At 60.7% G+C, this 20,635-nt stretch carries 24 protein-coding genes; 12 read left to right on the top strand and 12 right to left on the bottom strand.

Features of this window, described 5'->3' with window-relative positions; translation table 11 throughout:
• Positions 1–843, bottom strand: coding sequence for a polyprenyl synthetase family protein (locus tag V8P86_RS12665; RefSeq protein ID WP_336327642.1), 843 nt, complete (start codon positions 841–843; stop codon positions 1–3).
• A gap of 227 nt (positions 844–1,070) precedes the next feature.
• Entirely contained in the window at positions 1,071–3,323 is a 2,253-nt protein-coding gene (locus V8P86_RS12660; RefSeq protein WP_336327641.1) for a PAS domain-containing protein, read from the bottom strand.
• Between the two features lie 428 nt (positions 3,324–3,751).
• Between V8P86_RS12660 and V8P86_RS12655 the strand changes: the two genes are divergently transcribed.
• Entirely contained in the window at positions 3,752–4,099 is a 348-nt protein-coding gene (locus V8P86_RS12655; protein WP_336327640.1) for a DUF5811 family protein, read from the top strand.
• Between the two features lie 11 nt (positions 4,100–4,110).
• Here the strand turns inward: V8P86_RS12655 and V8P86_RS12650 are convergent, their stop codons facing one another.
• The gene (locus V8P86_RS12650) at positions 4,111–4,338 is read right to left on the bottom strand and encodes a DUF8015 family protein (protein ID WP_336327639.1); all 228 of its coding nucleotides are present in this window, start codon (positions 4,336–4,338) and stop codon (positions 4,111–4,113) included.
• A 129-nt stretch (positions 4,339–4,467) separates the two neighbouring features.
• Between V8P86_RS12650 and V8P86_RS12645 the strand changes: the two genes are divergently transcribed.
• The 3 genes from V8P86_RS12645 to V8P86_RS12635 are packed head-to-tail and all read left to right on the top strand — an operon-like array spanning position 4,468 to position 8,358.
• Positions 4,468–5,373, top strand: coding sequence for an ABC transporter ATP-binding protein (locus V8P86_RS12645; protein ID WP_336327638.1), 906 nt, complete (start codon positions 4,468–4,470; stop codon positions 5,371–5,373).
• The gene (locus V8P86_RS12640; protein WP_336327637.1) at positions 5,370–7,271 is read left to right on the top strand and encodes a PrsW family intramembrane metalloprotease; all 1,902 of its coding nucleotides are present in this window, start codon (positions 5,370–5,372) and stop codon (positions 7,269–7,271) included. Before V8P86_RS12645 ends, V8P86_RS12640 begins: the two co-directional genes overlap by 4 nt.
• Positions 7,264–8,358 (top strand): ABC transporter permease, encoded by a 1,095-nt coding sequence (locus V8P86_RS12635; protein ID WP_336327636.1) that lies wholly within the window; start codon positions 7,264–7,266, stop codon positions 8,356–8,358. The genes V8P86_RS12640 and V8P86_RS12635 overlap by 8 nt, the downstream gene beginning before the upstream one ends.
• 3 nt (positions 8,359–8,361) lie before the next feature.
• On the opposite strand, the gene V8P86_RS12630 is transcribed toward V8P86_RS12635, so the two are convergent.
• Together V8P86_RS12630 and V8P86_RS12625 are read right to left on the bottom strand one after the other, a co-directional pair.
• Positions 8,362–8,787, bottom strand: coding sequence for a DUF371 domain-containing protein (locus tag V8P86_RS12630; protein ID WP_336327635.1), 426 nt, complete (start codon positions 8,785–8,787; stop codon positions 8,362–8,364).
• 85 nt (positions 8,788–8,872) lie between these two features.
• On the bottom strand, positions 8,873–9,028 hold the full coding sequence (locus V8P86_RS12625; RefSeq protein ID WP_336327634.1) for a hypothetical protein: 156 nt from the start codon (positions 9,026–9,028) through the stop codon (positions 8,873–8,875).
• Between the two features lie 21 nt (positions 9,029–9,049).
• Between V8P86_RS12625 and V8P86_RS12620 the strand changes: the two genes are divergently transcribed.
• Genes V8P86_RS12620 through V8P86_RS12610 form a run of 3 tightly spaced genes read left to right on the top strand, consistent with a single transcriptional unit; the run spans position 9,050 to position 10,864 of the window.
• On the top strand, positions 9,050–9,649 hold the full coding sequence (locus tag V8P86_RS12620; RefSeq protein WP_336327633.1) for a rhomboid family intramembrane serine protease: 600 nt from the start codon (positions 9,050–9,052) through the stop codon (positions 9,647–9,649).
• Between the two features lie 49 nt (positions 9,650–9,698).
• Positions 9,699–10,346 carry a helix-turn-helix domain-containing protein gene (locus V8P86_RS12615; protein ID WP_336327632.1) on the top strand — a complete coding sequence of 216 codons (648 nt, stop codon included), beginning with the start codon at positions 9,699–9,701 and terminating at the stop codon, positions 10,344–10,346.
• A 59-nt stretch (positions 10,347–10,405) separates the two neighbouring features.
• Entirely contained in the window at positions 10,406–10,864 is a 459-nt protein-coding gene (locus tag V8P86_RS12610; RefSeq protein ID WP_336327631.1) for a pyridoxamine 5'-phosphate oxidase family protein, read from the top strand.
• 1 nt (position 10,865) lies between these two features.
• Here V8P86_RS12610 and V8P86_RS12605 read toward each other — a convergent pair whose 3' ends face one another.
• From V8P86_RS12605 to V8P86_RS12585, 5 genes are all read right to left on the bottom strand, one after another.
• On the bottom strand, positions 10,866–11,000 hold the full coding sequence (locus tag V8P86_RS12605; RefSeq protein WP_336327630.1) for a DUF7560 family zinc ribbon protein: 135 nt from the start codon (positions 10,998–11,000) through the stop codon (positions 10,866–10,868).
• Between the two features lie 292 nt (positions 11,001–11,292).
• Complete coding sequence (locus tag V8P86_RS12600; protein ID WP_336327629.1) at positions 11,293–11,997, bottom strand: DICT sensory domain-containing protein; 705 nt, start codon at positions 11,995–11,997, stop codon at positions 11,293–11,295.
• Between the two features lie 8 nt (positions 11,998–12,005).
• Positions 12,006–12,389 (bottom strand): DUF7344 domain-containing protein, encoded by a 384-nt coding sequence (locus V8P86_RS12595; RefSeq protein ID WP_336327628.1) that lies wholly within the window; start codon positions 12,387–12,389, stop codon positions 12,006–12,008.
• Positions 12,390–12,465: 76 nt separating this feature from the next.
• Entirely contained in the window at positions 12,466–13,431 is a 966-nt protein-coding gene (locus tag V8P86_RS12590) for a formyltetrahydrofolate deformylase (RefSeq protein ID WP_442909395.1), read from the bottom strand.
• An 83-nt stretch (positions 13,432–13,514) separates the two neighbouring features.
• On the bottom strand, positions 13,515–14,357 hold the full coding sequence (locus V8P86_RS12585; protein ID WP_336327626.1) for a VOC family protein: 843 nt from the start codon (positions 14,355–14,357) through the stop codon (positions 13,515–13,517).
• A gap of 194 nt (positions 14,358–14,551) precedes the next feature.
• Between V8P86_RS12585 and V8P86_RS12580 the strand changes: the two genes are divergently transcribed.
• The 3 genes from V8P86_RS12580 (at position 14,552) to purQ (ending at position 15,816) form a co-directional block, all read left to right on the top strand.
• Positions 14,552–14,725 carry a hypothetical protein gene (locus V8P86_RS12580; protein WP_336327625.1) on the top strand — a complete coding sequence of 58 codons (174 nt, stop codon included), beginning with the start codon at positions 14,552–14,554 and terminating at the stop codon, positions 14,723–14,725.
• A gap of 162 nt (positions 14,726–14,887) precedes the next feature.
• Positions 14,888–15,139 (top strand): phosphoribosylformylglycinamidine synthase subunit PurS, encoded by a 252-nt coding sequence (gene purS / locus V8P86_RS12575; protein WP_336327624.1) that lies wholly within the window; start codon positions 14,888–14,890, stop codon positions 15,137–15,139.
• Positions 15,136–15,816 (top strand): phosphoribosylformylglycinamidine synthase I, encoded by a 681-nt coding sequence (gene purQ / locus V8P86_RS12570; protein ID WP_336327623.1) that lies wholly within the window; start codon positions 15,136–15,138, stop codon positions 15,814–15,816. Before purS ends, purQ begins: the two co-directional genes overlap by 4 nt.
• Here purQ and V8P86_RS12565 read toward each other — a convergent pair.
• Positions 15,813–17,147: a metallophosphoesterase gene (locus V8P86_RS12565; RefSeq protein ID WP_336327622.1), complete on the bottom strand. Its 1,335-nt coding sequence runs from the start codon at positions 17,145–17,147 to the stop codon at positions 15,813–15,815. The genes purQ and V8P86_RS12565 overlap by 4 nt on opposite strands.
• Positions 17,148–17,211: 64 nt before the next feature.
• On the bottom strand, positions 17,212–18,288 hold the full coding sequence (locus tag V8P86_RS12560) for an archaeosine biosynthesis radical SAM protein RaSEA (RefSeq protein WP_336327621.1): 1,077 nt from the start codon (positions 18,286–18,288) through the stop codon (positions 17,212–17,214).
• A 192-nt stretch (positions 18,289–18,480) separates the two neighbouring features.
• On the opposite strand from V8P86_RS12560, the gene V8P86_RS12555 reads away from it, so the two are divergent.
• Entirely contained in the window at positions 18,481–19,296 is an 816-nt protein-coding gene (locus V8P86_RS12555; protein ID WP_336327620.1) for a DUF726 domain-containing protein, read from the top strand.
• A gap of 45 nt (positions 19,297–19,341) precedes the next feature.
• Positions 19,342–20,613 carry a histidinol dehydrogenase gene (gene hisD, locus V8P86_RS12550; protein WP_336327619.1) on the top strand — a complete coding sequence of 424 codons (1,272 nt, stop codon included), beginning with the start codon at positions 19,342–19,344 and terminating at the stop codon, positions 20,611–20,613.
• The last annotated feature ends 22 nt before the right edge of the window (positions 20,614–20,635 follow it).

The following is a 20,635-nucleotide window of genomic DNA, read 5'->3' as shown; positions in this document are numbered from 1 at the left end:
TTACTTCTCGCGTTCGACGACGAATTCGGCGAACTCCCGCAGGAACTGTTTCGCTTCGCTGTCCGCCACGTCGGCTGCCTGTAGTGAATCGAGCGCCTTGCTCGACTGGTCGCGGGCCCGCTGGGTCGCTTCCTCCGGCGTGAGATCGGTCACCTCGACCAACGAGGGACGCTCCATCGCCGCGTCTGTTCCTGTGGGCTTGCCGAGTTGTTCGGCGTCGGCCGTCGCATCGAGCACGTCGTCGCGCATCTGGAAGGCGACGCCGACGCGTTCGGCGTACTGGCCGAACGCCTCGACGGTGAAGGGGTCGGCGTCGGCCGCAATCGCGCCGAGCTCGGCCGCTGCGCGGAACAGCGCCCCCGTCTTGCGGCGAGCCAGTTCCATATACTCCTCCTCGCCGACGGGCTCGCTAACCAGTTCCATCGCCTCGCCCTCGCCGAGTTCGACCATCGATTCGGCGACGGCCTGCATGGCGCGTTCGTTCTCCGAAAAGAGCGCGAAGGCCTCGCCGATCAGGCCATCAGAGGCAGTGATCGCCGGACCGTAGCCGAAGGCGGTCCACGCGGCGGGCGTCCCGCGGCGCAGTTCAGATTCGTCGATGATATCGTCGATGACGAGTGAGGCGTTGTGGACGAGTTCGATCCCGACAGCGTAATCCAGTGCCTGTGTGGTGTCGCCGTCGAGCGCATCGCAGACCAGCACGGTGACCGTCGGCCGGACGCGCTTGCCGCCGGAGAGAGTGACGTGTTCCATCTCCTCTGTGAGCGTGTCCGGTTCGGTCTCGGCCAGCACCGCTTCGAGCCGTTGCTCGATGCGGTCCCGCCGTCGATTCAAATACTCCATTACTGCATTGTAGGGACGCGACGAGCAAGTACGTGACGGACCAGAGTCAGCAACGGCTCGTGCACTGAAACTGACGATCAGAGAGTACTGTTAGCACAGCAGGGAGACCAGTCACGACTGAGATGACTGCGGGACAGCCTGCGTGTAGAGATAGCGGGGACGTGTGGCACAGGAAACAGAAACATCCTGCTCAGCAATCATCGGCTAACGGTCGGGTATTCTTCCTCCTATTCACGGCGCAGTTCGACGATGAACACGCTTCCGTCAGGTTCGTTGTCCTCGATCCAGACAGCTCCGCCGTACCGATCAACCAGTGTCTGGACGAGATACAGTCCGATTCCAGTCCCTTCACTGTCGAGACCTTTTTCACCCTCCTGGAACATTTGCTCCTTTTTGTCGTCGGGAATCCCTGGCCCGTTGTCTGCAATACGAACCCGAACCACCTCCTCGTCAGCAGTCGCCGAAACGGTGACTTCGGGAAGCTCTTTGTCGTTGTGAACGATAGCGTTGTTCAGCAAGTTCCGGAACACCGACTCCAGCATATCATCAGCCAACACTGTTACCTCCGGGACCGTTCCATCAGCAGAGATGAGGGCGCCTTCGTGGTTCGTTCGCACGTGTTCCATCTGCGTGTTGAGGACCGATCGAAGATTCACTGGCGTCTGCTCGGTCTCTGAGCCGAGCATCACATTAGTAACTTCAGCAGCAGTCTGAGTGATTCCAACTGCGTCGCGGCCTGCGTCCATTATACTTCGAAGATACTCTTCGCCGTCTTCCTCGATGTAGTTACCGAGGACATCGCCGTAAGTGAGTATGATCTGGAGGTCGTTGCGAATATCGTGACGGACAATTTTATTGAGCACCCCCAGATTATCCCGCTGGCGTTCGAGTGCTCTCTCGTATTCTTTGAGTTCGGTTACGTCTCTGGCATATCCCAACACCGCATCTTCGCCGCTGCCCTGAACCTCGTACGGGATTTTTGTCGTCTGAAGAATCCTCGTTTCGCCCTCGGCAGTGGTCAACTCTTCTTCGGGGATCACTTTTGATTCTCCCGATTCAATCACGTCGATATCATCCTTTCGGAACGATTCAGAGTCATCAACATCAGGAATGATCTCCTTTTCTTTGCTCCCTTCGACCTGCTGGGGAGATAACCCATAGATGTTGGCGGTGGTTTCGTTGGCCAGAAGGTACACACCGTCGCGGTTTTTTGCGAAGACGAGGTCAGGTACGAGATCGATAATCTGCCGGAGTTGCTCGCGCTGGCGTTCGAGAGCCTGCTCGTACTCTTTTATCTCGTCGATGTCGAGATGGATACCGACGGCCCGAACTGGTTCGCCGTCCTCGTCGCGTTCAGCGATTCTTCCGATGTCACGGATCCACTTCCAGTCACCGTCGGCAGTCCGCATCCGGTGTTCCGTATCGTACATGTCGGTTTCACCTGCAATGTGTTCGTCCAAAACCGCCTCGACGGCGTCGAGATCGTCGGGATGGACGCGCTGTTCCCACTCCTCGAGACGTGGTTCGATCTCGTCGAGAGAGTATCCGGGCATCTGGGCCCATTGCTCGTTGAAATCGACCTCGTTGGTCCTCATGTCCCAGTCCCAAAGACCGAGATCTGCCCCCTCGACAGCGAGTTCGAACCGCTCTTTGAGGCGCTCAATCTCTCGTTCCCGTTGTTTTTGCTCGGTGATGTCAGTCGAGACACCGCAGATACCCGTGACCTCCCCGTCGTCGTCGTGCACTGGTGATTTTCGGGTGAGTCGGACGGTGTTTCCTCCGGCCATCGGGAGTTCCTCTTCGAGTTCGATCGTCTCGTCGCTCTCGATGACCCGCTGATCGTCTCGTGAGATCTGTGTCGCGATTTCTGGTGGGAAGATATCGTCGTCCGTGAGCCCGACGATCTCTTGATCGTCTACGCCGAACAACTCCCGGCATGCCTGATTCATCAGCAGATACTGGCCGTCGACATCTTTCAGAAAGACCGCTGCAGACATGGTTTCGAGGACGGTTTCGAACTGGCGGTCCAGTCGCTGTAGCTTCTGCCGTTGGTCTTTTTGTTCGGTAATGTCACGGGCAACCCCCACGATTTGGGTTACGTGCTCTCCGTCGGTTATCGGGGTGAGTTTCGTCTGCCAGTGACTCATTCCACTCGGGAGATCTAGTGTCTCTTGGTACTGTATCGACTCTCCCTGTTCGACACAGCGGCGGTAGTTCGCTGCAACGGTCGCGCCCTGTTCGTCGCCGAGGAGTTCTCGTGGTGTCTGTCCGCGTACTTCCTCCGAAGAAAAGCCAGTCGGATGCTGGTGTGTGGCGTTGTGTCGTCGGTACCGGAACGTATACTCCTCGTCGTGTTGCTCAACATCGATCAAAAAGACGGCATCTTCCATTTCGCGGACGATTACCTCGTAGACGCTCTCTCCCTCGCCGCCAATCGCTTGAAACTCTCTCGTTGTCTCTGGGCCCGAGTCCTCGTGCATGGTGTATTATCTAGACACTAATGGGATGCTGACAATTAGCAATTCTGCATTATGTCAGTATTTTATTAATCTGCATGGATATCATCATTCGAGAAGTACACACACGAGATTTGAGTTTCTGGAGCGTTCGCCCACCGGACAGAAAGTCCCAACTGCTCGATGGTATCATCGTGTAGTGTCTGAGAGATTAGCTCGTAATACCCGACATAGAGTGTAATCCAGCAGCGCTCGTTGGCGGCCCGTCGACACGGTCCAAATGACGAGGTCAAAGCGCTATTTGCAGCGCGCTAACCTCGCAAACAGGTCGCTCGACCCATTTTGAGAGGCGAATAGCACTGTCGTGACGTGTACCTCGGCGGAGACAGCCGCAGGTTTTGTACTGGCCGCCGCCTTTATAAGCGCCTGCCACCTATGGAATAGGGAACCACATGTATGGGAATACCCCGTTTGGCGACGAGTCGTCGGACATCGAGCTGACTGCCGAGCAGCGCAAACATCTCCGACAGGAACTCTCGACCGTCGCGGACCGGACGCGTGATCTCCTGCCCGGAGAGTTCGTCGTCGGCTCCGAACTCGTCGATAGCTCGAACGGTCCGCAGGCGACCGTTGCGGTCCAGCCGCCCATCGGCGGCATCGTGAGCGCGAACTGTACGCTCGACGAGGAGATGACAATCGACGAAACACAGCAGGAAGATCTCGCGGTCGGCCTGGCAGCGAGCGCTGCGCTGCAGGTCAAACAGGCACAGCAGGGCGAGCGCTCGCCCGTCGCGCGGTAATCAGATTTTTTCTACTCCCGGCGCTCACTCGCCGTATCTGCGGATTCGACCGTCGGTGGCCGATAGAACAGTGTGTAGATCATCCCCCCGGTAGCCGGAACGCTGGCGGCGAACAGCGACCGCGAGAGCTCCACTGCCGGAAGGAGCCCCACCACTAGCCCCACCAGCAACACGCCGCCGATCACGAGCAGGGAGAGATCGTGCCGGCAGATTTCGATCTCGTTCGCCTCTGCTGCCATGTTCATCTCTCCGGTCGCATCGTAATTAAATATTATTACCCGCGACGGTCGTGGGAGACCACAACACAGTTTTGCTGGCGATAATCGGGGGGCCAGATATACATTGGTCGGGTCGAAAGAAAAGGGTAGATGATCGAGGCGCGGGAGCTACGCAAGGAGTACGGTGGCTTCGTCGCCGTCGAAGGGAGTACGTTCAGCGTTGAGTCGGGGGAGGTCTTCGGCGTGATCGGCCCGAACGGAGCGGGCAAAACGACGACGCTGAAGATGCTCGCCGGCTTGCTCGACCCGACCGACGGGAGTGCCGAGGTGGCCGGCTACGACGTGGGCGAGACGGAGATGCGCCACCATCTCGGCTTTCTACCGGAGGAATCGCCGCTGTACGAGGAGATGACGCCGATTTCGTATCTCTCCTTCTTCGCGGATCTGTACGACGTCGACGACGACGTGGCCGAGCGGCGCATTCACGAGACGCTCGACGACCTCCAGTTAGAACACCGTCACCGCCAACTCGGCGATATGTCCAAAGGGATGAAACGGAAGGTCGCCATCGCACGCTCGCTGATCAACGATCCGGAGGTGTTGATCTACGACGAACCGGCGAGTGGACTCGATCCGCTCACGACGAATTACATCATCGAGTTCACCGAGCGGCTTGCCGAGGAGGGGAAGACGATCATTTTCAGCGCGCACAACCTCTTTCACGTCGAGTCGATCTGTGATCGGGTCGTGATCATGAACGAGGGTCAGATCGTCGCCCGCGGCGACCTCGCGCAACTGCAGCAAGAGTACGGCGAGACGACCTATCACGTCTACACGACCGTCGAACTGCGGGACAGCATTCGTGAGAACGGCCGCTACCGAACCGTCGTCGAGAGTATGGACGCCGTCGACGAGGTTCGGACGTCGGCACAGGAGGCCGGTGGGGAGGTGATCGATATCCGGACGGAAGAATCCAGCCTCGAAGAGGTGTTCCTGAACGTCGCCCAGTCCGGGACGACCGGCAGTCGATACGTCGACGAGGAGGACAGACAGTGAATCCGCGCAAACTGCTGCGGATCGCCCGCTGGGAAGTCCAAAAAAACGCCGGCGGGCTCGACCGGCGGACGGTTGCCATCACGCTGACGGTGATCGTTCTGTTCGGCGCCGTGTCGCCGCTAATCGCTTCCGGTGGCGTCGGACTGGAAGACGGGATCTATCGCGTCGGCGTCGACGAAGACAGCCAGTACTACGGCGTCGCCGAAGCCGATCCCAAATTCGAGATTATCGAGGGCGCAGGTGAAGACGAACTCCAGAACGGAGAGATCGAACTGCTGATCGAACGCGACAGGATCCGCATCGCGGACACCCGGAAAGGGTCGGCGGCGTTCTCGGAGTTCCGGGACAGCATCCAGTTGTACAACAACCAGCAACTGGCCGGCGAGGACAACCAGACTGCTGCCTTCCCGATTCAGGTTACTGTCGAGTTCCGCGAACAGCAGGCCCCCGAGGAGCAAGAGCCGACAGACAACGAGACGATTGTCGACGAATCCAGCGATAATACGGACGACGGCAGCGGAACGGACGGCGGCAGCGGAACAGACGACGGCAGCGGTTCGGACAACGGGAGTGGCGGAGAAAGCGGGACAGGGGACGGCGACGGATCGAGTGATGGCGGAGACTCCGACGGGACAGATGGCTCGGAGGACGGCAACGATTCGAGTACCAGCGGAGATCCAGCGGTCGGCACTGCGACACCGACGCTGTCAGAAGACGAAATCAGCGGTTCACCCGCGGACATCAACCCACCATTCCCCTTCCAGTCGCTGGTGCTTGCGTTCGTCTTCGTCATCCCGCTGAACTTCCTGATTCAGGCGTACGGATCGACGATGCTCTCGGAGCGACTCAACCGGCGCGGTGAACTCATGCTCGTCTCGCCGGTCTCCCGGTTGGACATCATCGGCGGGAAGACGCTGCCGTATTTCCTCGGGGCGATGGCCGTCGAGGGGGTGATCGCCGGCTCGCTGTACTACATCGCACAGGGCGGGTTCGGCGGCCTCATCTCGCTGTTTGCGGTCATGCCTATCGTCCTCCTGTTTCTCTCTGCGACCTTCCTCGGGGCGATGTTCGCCCGGTCGTTCAAAGAACTCACGTTCGTCACAGTCACGATCACAGTCGTCCTGACGAGCTATGCGTTCGTCCCGGCGATATTCACCGAGTCCGGAGCGCTCGCGCTGATCTCGCCGCTGACGCTGGTCGTCCGGGAGTTACAGGGCGAGGCAATCGCGCTCTCGTCGGTCGTGTTCTCGACGATTCCCCCACTGTTGACCTCGATGCTCTTTTTCGGTCTCGGCTCGGGGCTGTACCGCGAGGAAGACCTGTTCAACCAGCGCTCGATTCCGGGGAAGATTCTCGACGCACTCGCAGTTCCGATCTCTCGTCCCTCCCACGTCGGGATCATGACGGTCGTTCTGATCCCCTTTGTCTTCGTGAGCCAACTGCTCGCGATCGCGTTCATCTTCGCCATCGGGCAGGTCTCGTTGCAACTCGCGACCGTGCTCATCCTGGTCGTGGTCGCAGTGGTCGAGGAGTTTGCCAAGAGCCTGCACATCTACGCCGCTCACAGTCACAACACCTTCGAGCGGACGAGTCGAGTGGCGCTCGTCCTTGGTCTCGCCAGCGGCGTCGGTTTCTTCCTCGGGGAGAAAATCGCGCTGCTCGCCCAGTTGGTCGGACTCCCGGAACTGGCGGTTGCCGAGGCGGGACTGACCGGCGGGATCGTCGAGGGGCCGGTCGTCCTACTCTTCTTGCTCGCGCCGCTGGCGTTACACGTCGTGACGGCGACCATCTCCTCGTTCGGGGCCGCCCGGGATCGGTGGTCGTATTTGGCGGCGGTCGCGCTGGCGATCGTCGTCCATCTGGCCTACAATCTAACGGTGGTGACCTTCGTTGCGTAACCCATTGACTGCATTCAGTTCGGACAGTCGCATAACGATCGCCGGCAGAGAGATATCGGCACTCAGCCGCGAGAAGACCATCGTGCTGGCGCTGGTGATTCAACTGATCATCGCGGGCTTTTCCTCGTTTCTGGTCGTCGGGCTAACCTCGCTGTACGACCCGTCGGCAGAGGGAGGAGAGGTCGAGGTGGGCATCACCGGCGACGAACAGACGAAACTGTACCGCGTCGCAGAAGAGACCGAGGGCGTCAGCCCGAACGCGTACGAGGATCGACAGGCCGCCCTAGAGGCCTTCGAGAACCGCGAACTGAACGCGGTGTTACACACGAGGACCGTACAAACCGACAGTGGCACCCGTATCGCGGTCGATGCAGACGTGCCGGCCGAGAGTCTGGAGACGACGCTGATCATCGTCCGCCTGCAGGAGTTGCTGCTGGAGTTCGAGCGACAGGAGCGTACTCTCCGGGGCGATGCACTGGAGTTCTCGCCCGTCGAGATGCCCGAAGAACAGGACAACAGCGACGACTTTACCCAGTATTTCACCTTCACCTACACCATCCTGCTGCCGCTGTTGCTCTTCTTGCCGCCGTTTATCAGCGGCTCTGTCGTCGTCGACTCGGTGACCGAAGAGTTAGAACGGGGCACGCTCGAACTACTCAGGGTCGCACCGGTTTCACTGACAGAAATCGTCGATGGGAAAGCGATCGGGATGATTCTGATCGCCCCACTGCAGGCGATTCTGTGGCTGGGACTGCTGGGCGTCAACGGCATCGCCGTCGCCAACGTGGGCCTGTTGCTGTTACTCGTCGCCGCAGTCGCGACGCTGACCGTCGCTATCGGCCTATTTCTCGGGCTGGTTGCCGGAACCCGTCAGAAGGCACAGCTTCTGTACTCGACGCTGGTCTTGCTGTTGTTCGGCGCAGCGGCCGCCCTACCGGAGCATCCGGCCTCGACAGCGGCCTTGCTGGCGGTCGACAGTCCAGCAGCGATCACCTTCGGCCACGTCGCGGGGATTACCGTCGTCTCGGTGGTCAGTTTCGCACTCGTTCGGCAGTACGTGAACGGACTCGATCCGGAATCCCTCTAGACGCTATTCGACACGCAGCGTGGCGGTAAGCGCCGCCCCATCGGCAAGCGCCGCGACGAGATCGCGGTCGAGATCGCCGGCAGCGGCCGTCGCGTCGACGGCGATTGTCCGGTCGTCGTCGGTGTACTCGCTAGTTCGGATCACCGCGCTGCGCTCGCTGTCGAAACTCAGTTCGGGATCGCCGCGGGCCTGGAGGCGGTCGGTGTACCCGCCTGCGTCGAGTTCGACCGTGATCGTCGCGCTGGCGTCCTGACAGTCCGCGACAAAGTCCTCATCGAAGTCTGCAGGCACGCGGTCGGCCTCGATCCCAATGATACAATCACCCGCAGGCGTGAGAAAGTCGTCGCTGGTCAGTTCGAGTGTACTCGCGTGTTCGGCGCTGACGTGGTCGTGACCGACGGCGTGGATCTGCTCTCGAAGCGAACTCATCGCCCCCATCTCGGGGGATGTGGAGTAATTATGTTGCGATCCGCAGAACGGCAGCGCGGTGGGTCGGGACGGAGGCCACCACTGGTCAGATGAGCGTTGCGCTGTACGCGAGCATCGAGAGCACCATCAGGCCGACGAAAAACAGCGCGATGATCTGTTCACTGTTCATACAGGCAGCTACTGGAGTGGAGCCATTAGGCTTTTCGTTCCCCGGGTGCCGGATCGGCGGCAGAATTATCACAGAAAAAGTCACAGTGACAGTATGGGAAACGGTTCAGGTATGCCGGTCCTCGAATTGTTGTTCGTCTTCGTCCTCGTCTACGTCCTCCAGTTTATCACGGCATTCGCTGGCGTCGTCGAGAGTCTGTTCATCCTCTCGCCGCCGATTGCACAGAATCCCTGGACGATTGTGACGAGTATCTACGCCCACAACGGGACCGGTCATCTCCTCTCGAACGCCGTTGCACTCGTGTTATTCGGCTGGCCGGTCGCCCGCGCGACGACTCGGCTTCGATTTCATCTATTCTTCATTGTCAGCGGTGCAGTCGCTGGCATTACCCAAATCGTCGTCAGCGACGCGGCCGGCGTGCTCGGTGCGAGCGGCGCCGTCTTCGCACTGTTTGGGTATTTGATAGTCGGTAACCGGCTGTCGAGTTCGCTCGTCCAGGCGGTTCGGGTGCCGACGTGGGTGACACTCGTCGTCTTCATCGTCATCGCAGCGGTGGTCACCCTCGCGACGGCCAGTCCAGGTGTCGCGCTGATCGCACACTTCGCCGGACTGCTCGTCGGATTGCTCGCCGGCCGGATCGGACTGCTCGATACCGGACCACGCCGACAGCGAACCGAGCCAACGGGCGCTTGACCCGGAGCAATACGTTCAAGCCCGGCGGGTTCGAAACGTCGGCCAATCGATGTCCTCCGGTATTCGCGCGACGATTGCGTTTGCAGATCCCGGCGAGTGCCCGATTGCGGCCACAGCGGGGTTGGTCGAGACGCAGATCGATCAGGTCTCGACCTCGGTCGGTCTGGACGGAACCGACAGCGTGACCGAGTTTCTCGCCCCGAGCGATATCGAGGCTCCTGACAGTGTCGATCCAATCTTCTCCTATGGCCCCCAGACCATCTACCGGGTCGTGCACGACGGGCCGGAATGTTGTCCGTGTGAGTGTCTCGGGCAACACGACTGTCCGGTCCACCGGTATATCGCCGAGGATGGCGAGCTAACACTAGTCTTTCACGCCGAGAACTTCGGGACACTCCAGACCGTCGTCGGGGAGTTGCGCGACCGGTATTCACCAGTCGATGTCCAGCGACTGCTCCAGCCGCCGTTAGAGGGGACGCCGGAAGACCGGGTGTTCGTCAACCGCGGCCGACTGACCGACCGGCAACTCGAAGTGCTCGAAGTCGCCTACGAGATGGGATACTTCGAGCGACCCAAACAGTCCAACGCGACCGAAATCGCAGAGAGTCTCGGAATTGCACAGTCGACGTTTACAGAACATCTAATGACCGCACAGCGGAAACTGCTCGGCGACGTGCTCGAAACGAACCAGTCGTGAACGGTTCCCCATGAAATAGCTTAAGGGCCCAAGAGCATTTGTTCATGACGAAGGAAACAATGAGTCTAGCCCAGGAAACAGAGATGTCGGCCGCAGAGATCGACGAGTTTCTTAGCGGCGCGGAGACGGGCGTACTCTCGCTGGCCCGTGACAACGAGCCCTATTCGATTCCGATCTCCTACGGGTACGATGCTGATTCGCGAGTGTTCTATATGCGGTTAGTCTCGACCCCGGACAGCGACAAGGGGCGGTTTCTCTCTTCCGAGCCACAGGCCCGACTGGCCATCTACGACGAAAACGATCCCCAGACCCAGTACCGGAGTGTACTGGCCAGCGGCCCCCTCGAAGAGATCGATCCGTCCGAGATGTCTGTCGAAGAGATCGAGCAGTACGGCGAAGCACGCCGCCCCCTGTTCGAGATCTGGGGCACAGGAAAAGACGAACTCGATATCAAACTATACCGCCTTCGTCCGGACGAACTGACTGGCCGCCGGACCGAAGTCGACCGCGATTTCTGAACTACCCGGAGAACTCACTCTCGTCGACTGCCGCCGCACAGACTGGACAGCCGTTCGTTTCGATTGCCTCCCGCATCGTCTCGTTAACATCGATCTGTTGCCCACACGAAGAACATGTGAACTGATACTCTTTCATGGATTGATATCCGCCTCCTGATCGTGTTTCGCGTTCTGACATCCGCCTCGTGGCCTCTTGATACAACAGTACTGGTCTATCAGCATAGGAATGGGACCAGCATATACTGGTTGCTTCAAGTAGGGTCTGGCGTCGATCCCAACGGTCACTTATTGTACCCGAATAAATGCGGTCAGCGGGTTAAAAACATGCGAAATCGCTCATTCGAGGGTGGGTCCACTGTGTGGGTCGTATCAGATCTGTGAATGGTGCAGCGTCGAGCCTGGAGGATTGTTCACACTGTGGAGTACAGTCAATCAACAGTTTTCAATTCGTCTACGACTCTCGCCACGAGGTCCGGGTCGTAGCTCCAGAACCCTTCGTAGCCCGCATTTCCTTCCTTGGCGAGGAGAACGCAGGCTTGCTGGGGGTCGGGTCCGCCGTCAAAGGCCAGACACCAGAACGGCGCAAGTGTGCCCGTTGGATCGGAGTGAACCGTGATCCCGTCGAGATCCGACGGCGTCCGGTCGGACGGTCCGTACAGGTGAACGGAGAGATCCGTCTCCGTCGTGAGTCGGTGGTAGATTTCCTTCTGTGGCTCGAACGAGTCCCACGTCTGGAACTGAGCACGGAGTGTCCCGCTTCCGACCCGAAGTGCCCGGTCTTCGATCTCGCGGCTCGCGAGCAGTAGCTGTCGGCGATCGAGTGAACGAAACAGCGTCTCGTCGAACAACTCGAAGGTCTCACTCGATCCCGGATCGATTGTATTGGCGTCGAGTGACTGATCGACTGTCGGAGAGAGCAGCCCCTTGAGACGCTGCACTGACAGTGCACCGACTGTGTCGTTGTCTTCTCGGATCGTCACGAACGGTCGCGGGCCGCCAGACGGGAGCTCTCGATGCGTGACCGACACGTTTCTGGTGGCGAGTCGCTCGTCGAGGTCAGTGTCTGAACTGGCACTGTACACGGTACACTTCTTGTGCTGCTGTTCGACAGAATCGAAAAGTTCATCGAACATAGACGGAATCAGGCGTCCCGTGGTCGCTCGTGTTGCTCCGCTTCGATACTGTGGCGAACAACCGCACGGACCGCCTCGGGTAACTCGACCTGGGTGACTGTCCCGGTTTCAGGCTCGAACTCGACGAGGTTGCTCGCCGCGAGCCGCGGCAGATGGACGTGATGGAGCTCCGTGTGGATCTGCTCGTAGGTCGCGCCTTCACCCGTCGTCGATTCCCAGCCGTACAGAAGCTCTGCCAACTCCTCGGTGCTGAACTGCTCGTTGTTCAGCAGTGAAAACAGGACCCGCCGGCGCACTGTACTCGCGAGTACCCGGTAGAACTCGTCGCTGGCAAATTCGTGGGTTACCTCGCTAACCCCCCCTTCTGTGAGTTCCCCGTCTGGTTCTGTCATATATAATTGTAAGACAATTCATACGTAATAGAGCCTACGGTGGTTCTGAGATTACAAAAAAGTCGAAGCAGCCGTCTCAATCGTCCGCTTCGCCTTCACTGGCGACGATTTCACCGAGACCGTCGAGCGGTCTGTCGGGGTTGAGGTCGTCCAGTTCGGGCGGCGAGCCGAGTTGCACGTCGTCGTCGGCGCTATCGCGCAGTTGAGTGCGCCCGCGGTGGACGGTGATATCGTCGTTCAGATGGAGATCGATCGCTTCGAGCAGGGCGTCGGCTTCCAGTGGCTGGCCGAGTCGTTCGAGATCTTCGACCTCTGCGTCGGCCGGCACGTTGAACGCTCGCTGAGTGATGATCGGTCCCTGATCGAGATCGGTCGTGACGTAGTGGGCAGTCACTCCAGCGATGCGGACCCCCTCTTCGAGTGCCTGCAAGTACGCCTCCGCGCCGGGGAAGGCGGGCAGCAGCGAGGGGTGGACGTTGATGATCCGCTGTTCGTATCGGAAGACAACGTCGGGACTGAGGATCCGCATATACCGTGCCAGGACGATCAGATCGGCGTCGTACTCGCCGAGGAGATCGAGCAGTTGTTCCTCGTCGGGGGTGCCCTTCTCGTCGCCGATATCGTGGAATGGCACGTCGTATTTCTCGGCGAGCGGTTCCAGATCGCTGTGGTTGCCGATGACGACGCTCACGTCCGCGCCGAGTTCGCCGCTGGCCCACGCCTCGAAGATCGCTTCGAGACAGTGTGATTCCTGCGTGACCAGGACGGCGATCTGTTGGGTCTCTCGGTCGGCGGGAAACCGGACCTGCACGTCGACGCCGAGTTCGTCACCGAGGTCGTGGAGATCCTCGCGGAGTTTCTCCTGTGTGCAGACCATCTCGGAGGTGTCGACCCGCATCGTCATGCGGAAGACTCCGTCTCGGACGGCCTGATCGAGATCCTCGATGTTGATGCTCCGCTCGAACAGCAGCGACGTGACATTGGCGATCAGCCCGGTATCGTCCTCGCCGACGACGGTAATTTCAGTGAACTCCCGGGTCATTCGTACCACCTCGCAGCGACAGTCATACTCGTAGTGAGTGTATTAGGGGCCGATAAGCTTTCGTTTTCTCCACTCGCGGTGGGTCATTCTTCGGTCCGCAGTCGAATCTCGATGCGATCCGGATCCGATACCGAGATCCCCTCCGCTGTCTCCGTTACCGAGTACTCGCTGCGGTCGAGTCGCTCTCTGAGCGCATCGAGTGACTCGCTGTCGGGCAGTACGACCTCGAACCAGTCCAGCCCTCGCTCGCCGGCCGTTCCGGTCCGACCGTTCCACGTGTTCGCGCCGACGTGATGGTGATAGCCGCCGGCCCCGAGAAACCGTGCCTCGCGCATAGTCGCCTGCAGATCGAATCCAAGTGTCTCGGTGTAAAACGCATCGACCGCGTCCAGCGAGGAGACTTCGAGATGGACGTGGCCGAGGTCGGTCCCCGGTGGTGCTTCGGACGCGCCGCCCGCCGCGGCCGCGACGGATTCGAGGTCGAGCGGATAGGTCCCCATCTCGACGGTACCGTCGTCGGTGCGCGGCCACTCTTCGCGAGGAAAGTCCCGGTAGATTTCGACGCCGTTGTCTTCGGGATCGGAGAGATACAGCGCCTCGCTGACGCCGTGATCCGAAGCGCCGTCGAGTCGCCACTGCTCACGAATCCGTGTCAGTGCGTCGCCCAGCGCCTCCCGGGTCGGGACTCTGAATGCGTTGTGAAAGAGTCCCGGTGTCCCCCGCTGTTCAGGGACACTCTCGTCTTCGGTCAGTACGAGCAGCGGCGATCCGTCCACGCCGAGGATCGTCGTGGCTCCGGACTCACGGAGAACTGAGAGGCCGACGACACCGCGATAGAACTCGATCATCGCAGCGCTGTCTGCCACCCTCAGCGCCGTTCGCCCGATTTCCGTCCCCGCCGGAAGCGAGTTCGGCGTAGATTCCATGCCAGTCATTGGGGCCGTGTCGTGTTGTCGATTGCGTCGACCGTGGCGAGTTCCAGATCTGTTCAGCGGAGAATCCGCTGGTACCGACAGAGGCGTCAGGCGCTGCGGTGGGAGAACACGGACAGACACCCGGTCGTTTCAGAGCCTGCAAGGCTGGCTGGTTCTTTATGAAATATCCCTCGAAAATTACGGGTATGGTACACTGCACTGAATGCGGTGAAGAACTCACCGAAGCATCGGACGTGGAATTTCTCGACCTGGACGCGAAGATTTCCGGCCTGTTCCGCTCCTCCAAGCGGTTCTACGTAGTTGGCTGCAGCAACTGCGGCGCGGCAATCGGGAGCGGTGTCGCTGGCGGTGGCGACTAACGGCAACGACTCGCCCGGGGCCCTCCGTACACGTCCATCGAGCGAGGGGTTTCTGCCGTCTCCCGTAGCAGAGTCGCTGACAGAGCACGATCACTGATAAAGTACACCTCGACGACCCCCAAACCGCAAGCGTTTTCGAGTTGCCCACCCCCACAGCAAACAATGACAGCCTACACCGCGACGATCACCGTCCGTCTCAAGCGGGGCGTCCTCGATCCGGAGGCCGAGACGACACAGCGCTCGCTCGAACGGCTCGGCTTCGAGCTCGAAGATCTGCGTTCGGCCGACCACTTCGAGATCGATATCGACGCCGCTGACCGCGAAGAGGCCGAAAATCGCGTGACAGAGATGACCGAGCGACTGCTCGCCAACCCGACGCTTCACGACTACGAGATCACCATCGACGAACAATGACTGTCGCTGTCATCCAGTTTGGCGGGAGCAACTGCGACCGCGACACGGTACAGGCGCTATCCGCGGTGGACATCGACGCGGAACTGGTCTGGCACGAGGACGGCTTGCCGGCGGACACCTCGGGAATCGTCCTCCCAGGCGGATTCTCCTACGGAGACTATCTCCGCGCAGGCGCGATGGCTGCCCGCTCGCCGATCATGGACGAGGTCCGCGATCAGGCCGAGGAGGGGACACCCATTCTCGGGATCTGCAACGGCGCACAGATCGGCTGTGAATCCTCGCTGACTCCCGGCGCGTTCACGACAAACGAGAGCGCCCGTTTCCAGTGCGAGCGCGTCCACCTGCGCGTCGAAAACGCTGACACGCCGTGGACCGCCGCCTACGAAGAAGGCGAAGTCGTCGAGTTCCCAATCGCTCACGGCGAAGGCCGCTTCGAGATCGAAGACGACCGACTGGACGAACTCGAAGACGAGGACCGGGTCATCTTCCGGTACTGCGACGAAGATGGGAACGTGACTGACGACGTGAATCCGAACGGCTCGAAACATAACGTCGCGGGTGTCACGGGCGAGAACGAACACGTCGCAGTGATGATGCCCCACCCCGAACGCGTCTCGCTGCCCGAACTGGGCAGTACCGAGGGCCGGGGCGTGCTGAAAGGCTTCGCCGACAGTTAACTGTCGGAATCGGCGGGCACTTTCGTTACCGTGCCGTCCCGGTCGACAATTCGGCGTGTGGGCACGTCGAACGCTGGCTCTCGACCCACAGTCAGAATCCGTTCAGTCCGGGTGAGCTCTTCTGTTGCTGGACTCGGCTTTTTGATCTCTTCGTACTCGACGGCGATGCCGTCGTCGGCTGGTTCCATTCGTACGACCAGCAGTTGGTAGGAGGGATAGAACACCGGCGGGAGGATGCCGATGATTCCGTCCCGGCGGTGGAGGCGTTTGAGCCACGTGCCGGTGTTGACGATCAGTCCACCGTCAACGTTGTTGACCTGCGGCCGGTGGGTGTGGCCGTAGCAGAAGATGCTCGTCTCGGAGTCGTCCTCGAAGACATCTTCGGCGGCCTCGATGTACGGCGAAACACCGTCAACTGTTAACTCCGTCTCGAAGACGCCAAAGCGGTCGATCGTCTTGCGGACATCTCGGCGGATAAAATACAGCGGGATTCCCATCAGCACCAACATCCCGACAGCGGTGACGTTGAGCGCGATTAAAAACCAGACAGCGGTGCCAGCGGAGCCGAACTGGCCGAGAAACGCCGTCACCGATTCGACGGGGGTCGACCACACGCCGATGACATCGAGTCCGGCGAGCACCGCGAGGACGAGGCTGATGTTGAACAACAGCAAGAAGGGGATCAACGAGTAGCGGATCAGCGGATTCATCTCTCGATAGAAGTACTTCGAGAACAGCCAGATCGGCATCCGTTCGGTTGGCGTTACTGCCTGCACGTCTTTCAGCCAGTTGTACCGGCCGCGGTCCGAGAGTTGGCCGGCACGGCTCGTAACCAGCGTGTTGTAGTAGTAGCCAAGCGGCGAGGCGTGTGGATTCCCCCAGTCGTCGATCTGATTGTTCGGGTCGCGCTGGTGACCGTGCTCGAAGTAAATCGCTTGTTCGCCGACCGCCCGGGTCATCGATTGGTCCGGCACGAGGTCGACGTTGTACTCGGCGAAGCGGTCGATGTACTCCTCGTAAGCGGCTAATTCGTGGTCGTGATTGCCCGGCAACAGCGTGATGTCGATGTTCTCGCCGGTTTCGCGGAACTGCTCGAACAGGTTCGGATAGCTCTCTTCCAGAGAGTCGAACTTCGCCATCCCATCGATGGTCGTGAACTCCCACAGTCCGAAGGCGTCGCCGTTGATGATCAGCTCCGCGTTTTCATCGGTCTCAGCGAGGCGGTCGAGAAAGCCGAGCAGTTCGTCCAGAAAATCCACTTGCTCCAACTGCTCGTCGCCGCCGATGTGGAGGTCGCTGATCACGTAGTACACCAGGTCGTCGTCGGCCATCGAGAGGAGATTCACCGGGAAGGGGGATAAGGATTTGTGACAGTATCGTCAGCGAGTCTATCAGTCATCGAACCAGCGGCATCGAGTAACTCTGCTCGCGGTTGCAGACTTCCTCCCACGTGCGCTCGCATGCACACGACACCTGCTCGAAGACCGAGGGGTCTTGCCGGAGATTGAAGTCCTTGATCGCGCGCTGGACGCGGTCGTCACACTCGCCGCAGTTGTGCGCGCCGCGGTCGCTGCCGTGACCGACCGGATCGGAGACGACGATCACGTCTTCGTCCGCGGTGGATTCCAGCACCTCGGCGACCGACCAGAGCCACGGCGGGCGGTAGCCGTCGTCGAAGTAGAGTTGTTCGACCATCGTGTACTGCTGGACGTTCGTCGGATTCATCGAGACGGTGTGACAGCCTTCGACCGCAGCGCAGCGGCGGATCGACCGCTTCATGTCCTCGATAGCTTCCGATTCCGAGAGGAACGGCGGCTTCATCAGGAGATAGGCTTTGATCCCCGCACCGACTTCCTGTGCAGCCTCGGCGGCGCGCTCGAACTCCGAGAAGTCGAAGTACTTGTTGATGCAGTCGTGGCGGATCTGGTCCGTGGCGGTTTCCAGCCCGACTGCGATGTCAGTCTCGATGCCGCGGTCGGTGAAGTCGCGGATTTTCTCCTCGTCGACGAAATCCGGGAGTGACTCGACGACCATCCGGTCGCGGTCGGCGAACGTTTCGGCGATTGCCTCCCGGGTTTCGGCGGGAATCTCGCGCTCGTCGAGGAAGGAACCGGAGGTGTAGATCTTGATCTGGCCAGCCGGCTGTTCGGCGTTTTCTTCCTCGTGTTCGAGACAGAGCTCGATCTGTTTCATCAGATCCTCGTGGGCGACGGTGCCGCCGTCGACGCTCTCGGCGACGTAACCACACATCGTACAGCCACCGGCGCGGGCCCAGCGACAGCCGCCGGTGTTGAGGATGATCGTCAGCGAGTCGTAGACACCGTCGGGCGTGTTGTCCTCGTCGAGCCAGACGCGGGTCGGCTCGCGGGGGTCGTGACTCTCGTCGTTCCGGGAGCGGATCTCCCGCATCGCCTGATTGTGGGCGTCCATCCCCCGCCCTTGTTCGTAGACATCGGGACTGGGTGTACTCATTGGGACGCTATAGGGAAGCAGCCGGTTTACACGCTCCGTTTCTCTACAGATCAAAATACAAAATCAACTAATTTACAGGATCGCATCGACGAGTGTATAGCCGAAGCAATGACGCAAGATTCCGGCGACCACTCGAACCCAGCCCCACAGTCGAGTAGACTGCGCGGACGGCTGGGAGAATCCTGGGCCCGAGTGCAGGAACGAGTCGCCGCGACGCGGGCACGATTCGGCGATGGACTCGTGCCGATGCTCGAAGAGCAACTGACCGACTGGCCGACCGAAGTCGAGAGCCAGATTGATCTTACCGGCGAGACGGCCGTCGAGTCCGGCGAGATTCCCGACGGAGAGCTGATTCTCTACGTCCACGGCTTTCTCGGGCAGGGCCGGTTCGATGTCGCCAAGATGAGCGGGGCTCACCAGGCCGCGGCACTGCAGGAAGCACTCGAACTGGAGTACGAGTCGCGCACCCGCAAGTCACCGACCGTCGTCGCCGGGATGTGGGACTCCTCGACGACGTGGCCCCGAGCGAAACGGCGGTCGACGCACGCCAGCGAGACGCTGGCCGACTGGCTCCGAGCACAAGGCCAGCGCTCTGTCCACCTCGTCGGCCACTCACTCGGCGGTCGAGTCTCACTGGAAACACTCGATAACGGCCCCGGAAGCTGTATCGAATCCGTCGCTTTGCTCGGGGCCGCCGTCGACCCTGATTCGGTCTGTCACCAGTACCGACCCGGCATCGAAGCCGTCGACGGCCCGGTGTTCAACTATCACTCCGAGAACGACGGGATGGTCTGTCGACTCTACCGGGTCGGTGAGTTCTCTGCCGGTCTCGGCTGTCGCGGGAGTGACTGCCGGGGCGGCCTGCTCCGCTCGTCCGGACGACTCCCCTCGAATTACACCGACGTGGACGTCTCCGAGCAGGTAACTCGCCATCTCGATTACTACAAACCCGCAGAGTACACCGCCAGCGGAAACTGCGTCGGCGAACTCGTCGACAACCAGTTCTGAGACCGCTCCGAGGGGCCTATGTATCGGGCACCCGGTAGAGGGAGTATGGAGATTCGAGAAATCGAGGGCCTCTCTCCCGACGAGCGCACAGCGGTGTTCGACCGGGAGAGCGGCGTCGAGGCAGTCCGGGAGGATGTCGCGGAGATTGTCGACCGGGTGCAGACGGAGGGTGACGTTGCCCTCCGGGAGTTCGCCGAGGAGTTCGACGGCGTGTCGGTCGGCAACATCGACGTGACCGACCGAGCCGAGCGAGCGGTCGACCAGATCGACGACGATCTGCGCGAGGCAATCGAAGATGCAGCAGAGAACATCAGAGCCTTCCACGAACGGACTCGCCCCGAGGACTGGCGCGAGGAGTTCGACGGCCGCGAACTCGGCCGCCGATTCCGTCCGCTCGACCGCGCTGGCGTCTACGCACCGGGCGGAACGGCCGCCTACCCCTCCAGCGTGTTGATGGGTGTCATCCCCGCTAACGTGGCCGGTGTCGAGCACATCGCCGTCGCAACGCCGCCTGCTGACGAACTGCCGGCGGCCACCCTCGCCGCCGCGGAAATTGCTGGCGCTGACGCAGTCTATCAGGTCGGCGGCGCACAGGCGATCGGCGCGCTCGCCTACGGAACCGAAACTGTGGTCCCGAGCGACGTGATCGTCGGCCCGGGGAACAAGTGGGTGACCGCCGCCAAGGCGGAGGTCCGTGGCGACGTGGAGATCGACTTCTTGGCCGGCCCGAGCGAGGTGCTCGTGGTGGCGGATTCGAGCGCCGACCCCGAACTGGTCGCGGCGGATCTGGTCGCACAAGCCGAACACGACACCGACGCCGCCGTCGCTGCGGTGACCGACGACGAAGAACTCGCGGCGGTAATCGCCGATCACGCCGACGAACAGGCGAGCGAGCGCGAACGCGAGGAGATCATCCGCGGGGCCTTCGACAGCGAGGCCAGCGGTGTCTTCGTCGGTCGATCGATGAGCGAGGCGACGCTGTTTGCCGAGGAGTACGCGGCCGAACACCTCTCGATCATCGCCGAAGACGACGAGGCGCTGCTCGACCGGATCGACAACGCGGGATCGGTGTTCCTCGGCCCGTACAGCCCCGTCGCCGCGGGCGATTACGCCAGCGGACCGAACCACGTCCTGCCGACCGGCGGCGCGGCGAAGCGAGTCGGTGGCCTCTCCGTCGAAACCTTCCTTCGGTCGACGACCGTCCAGCGACTCGACGAAGACGCACTCGACGATATCGCTGACACCGTGACGACACTCGCCCGGACCGAGGGACTGGAGGCCCACGCCGAGAGCGTCGACAAGCGGTTTGAGGAATAAGCGAGAGAACAACGCGGACCGC

Origin of the sequence: Halovenus anhuiensis (genome assembly GCF_037080055.1) — an archaeon.
Lineage (GTDB): Archaea > Halobacteriota > Halobacteria > Halobacteriales > Haloarculaceae > Halovenus.
Note: the sequence above shows the minus strand (reverse complement) of the source record. Positions and strands in the feature narration are given on the sequence as shown.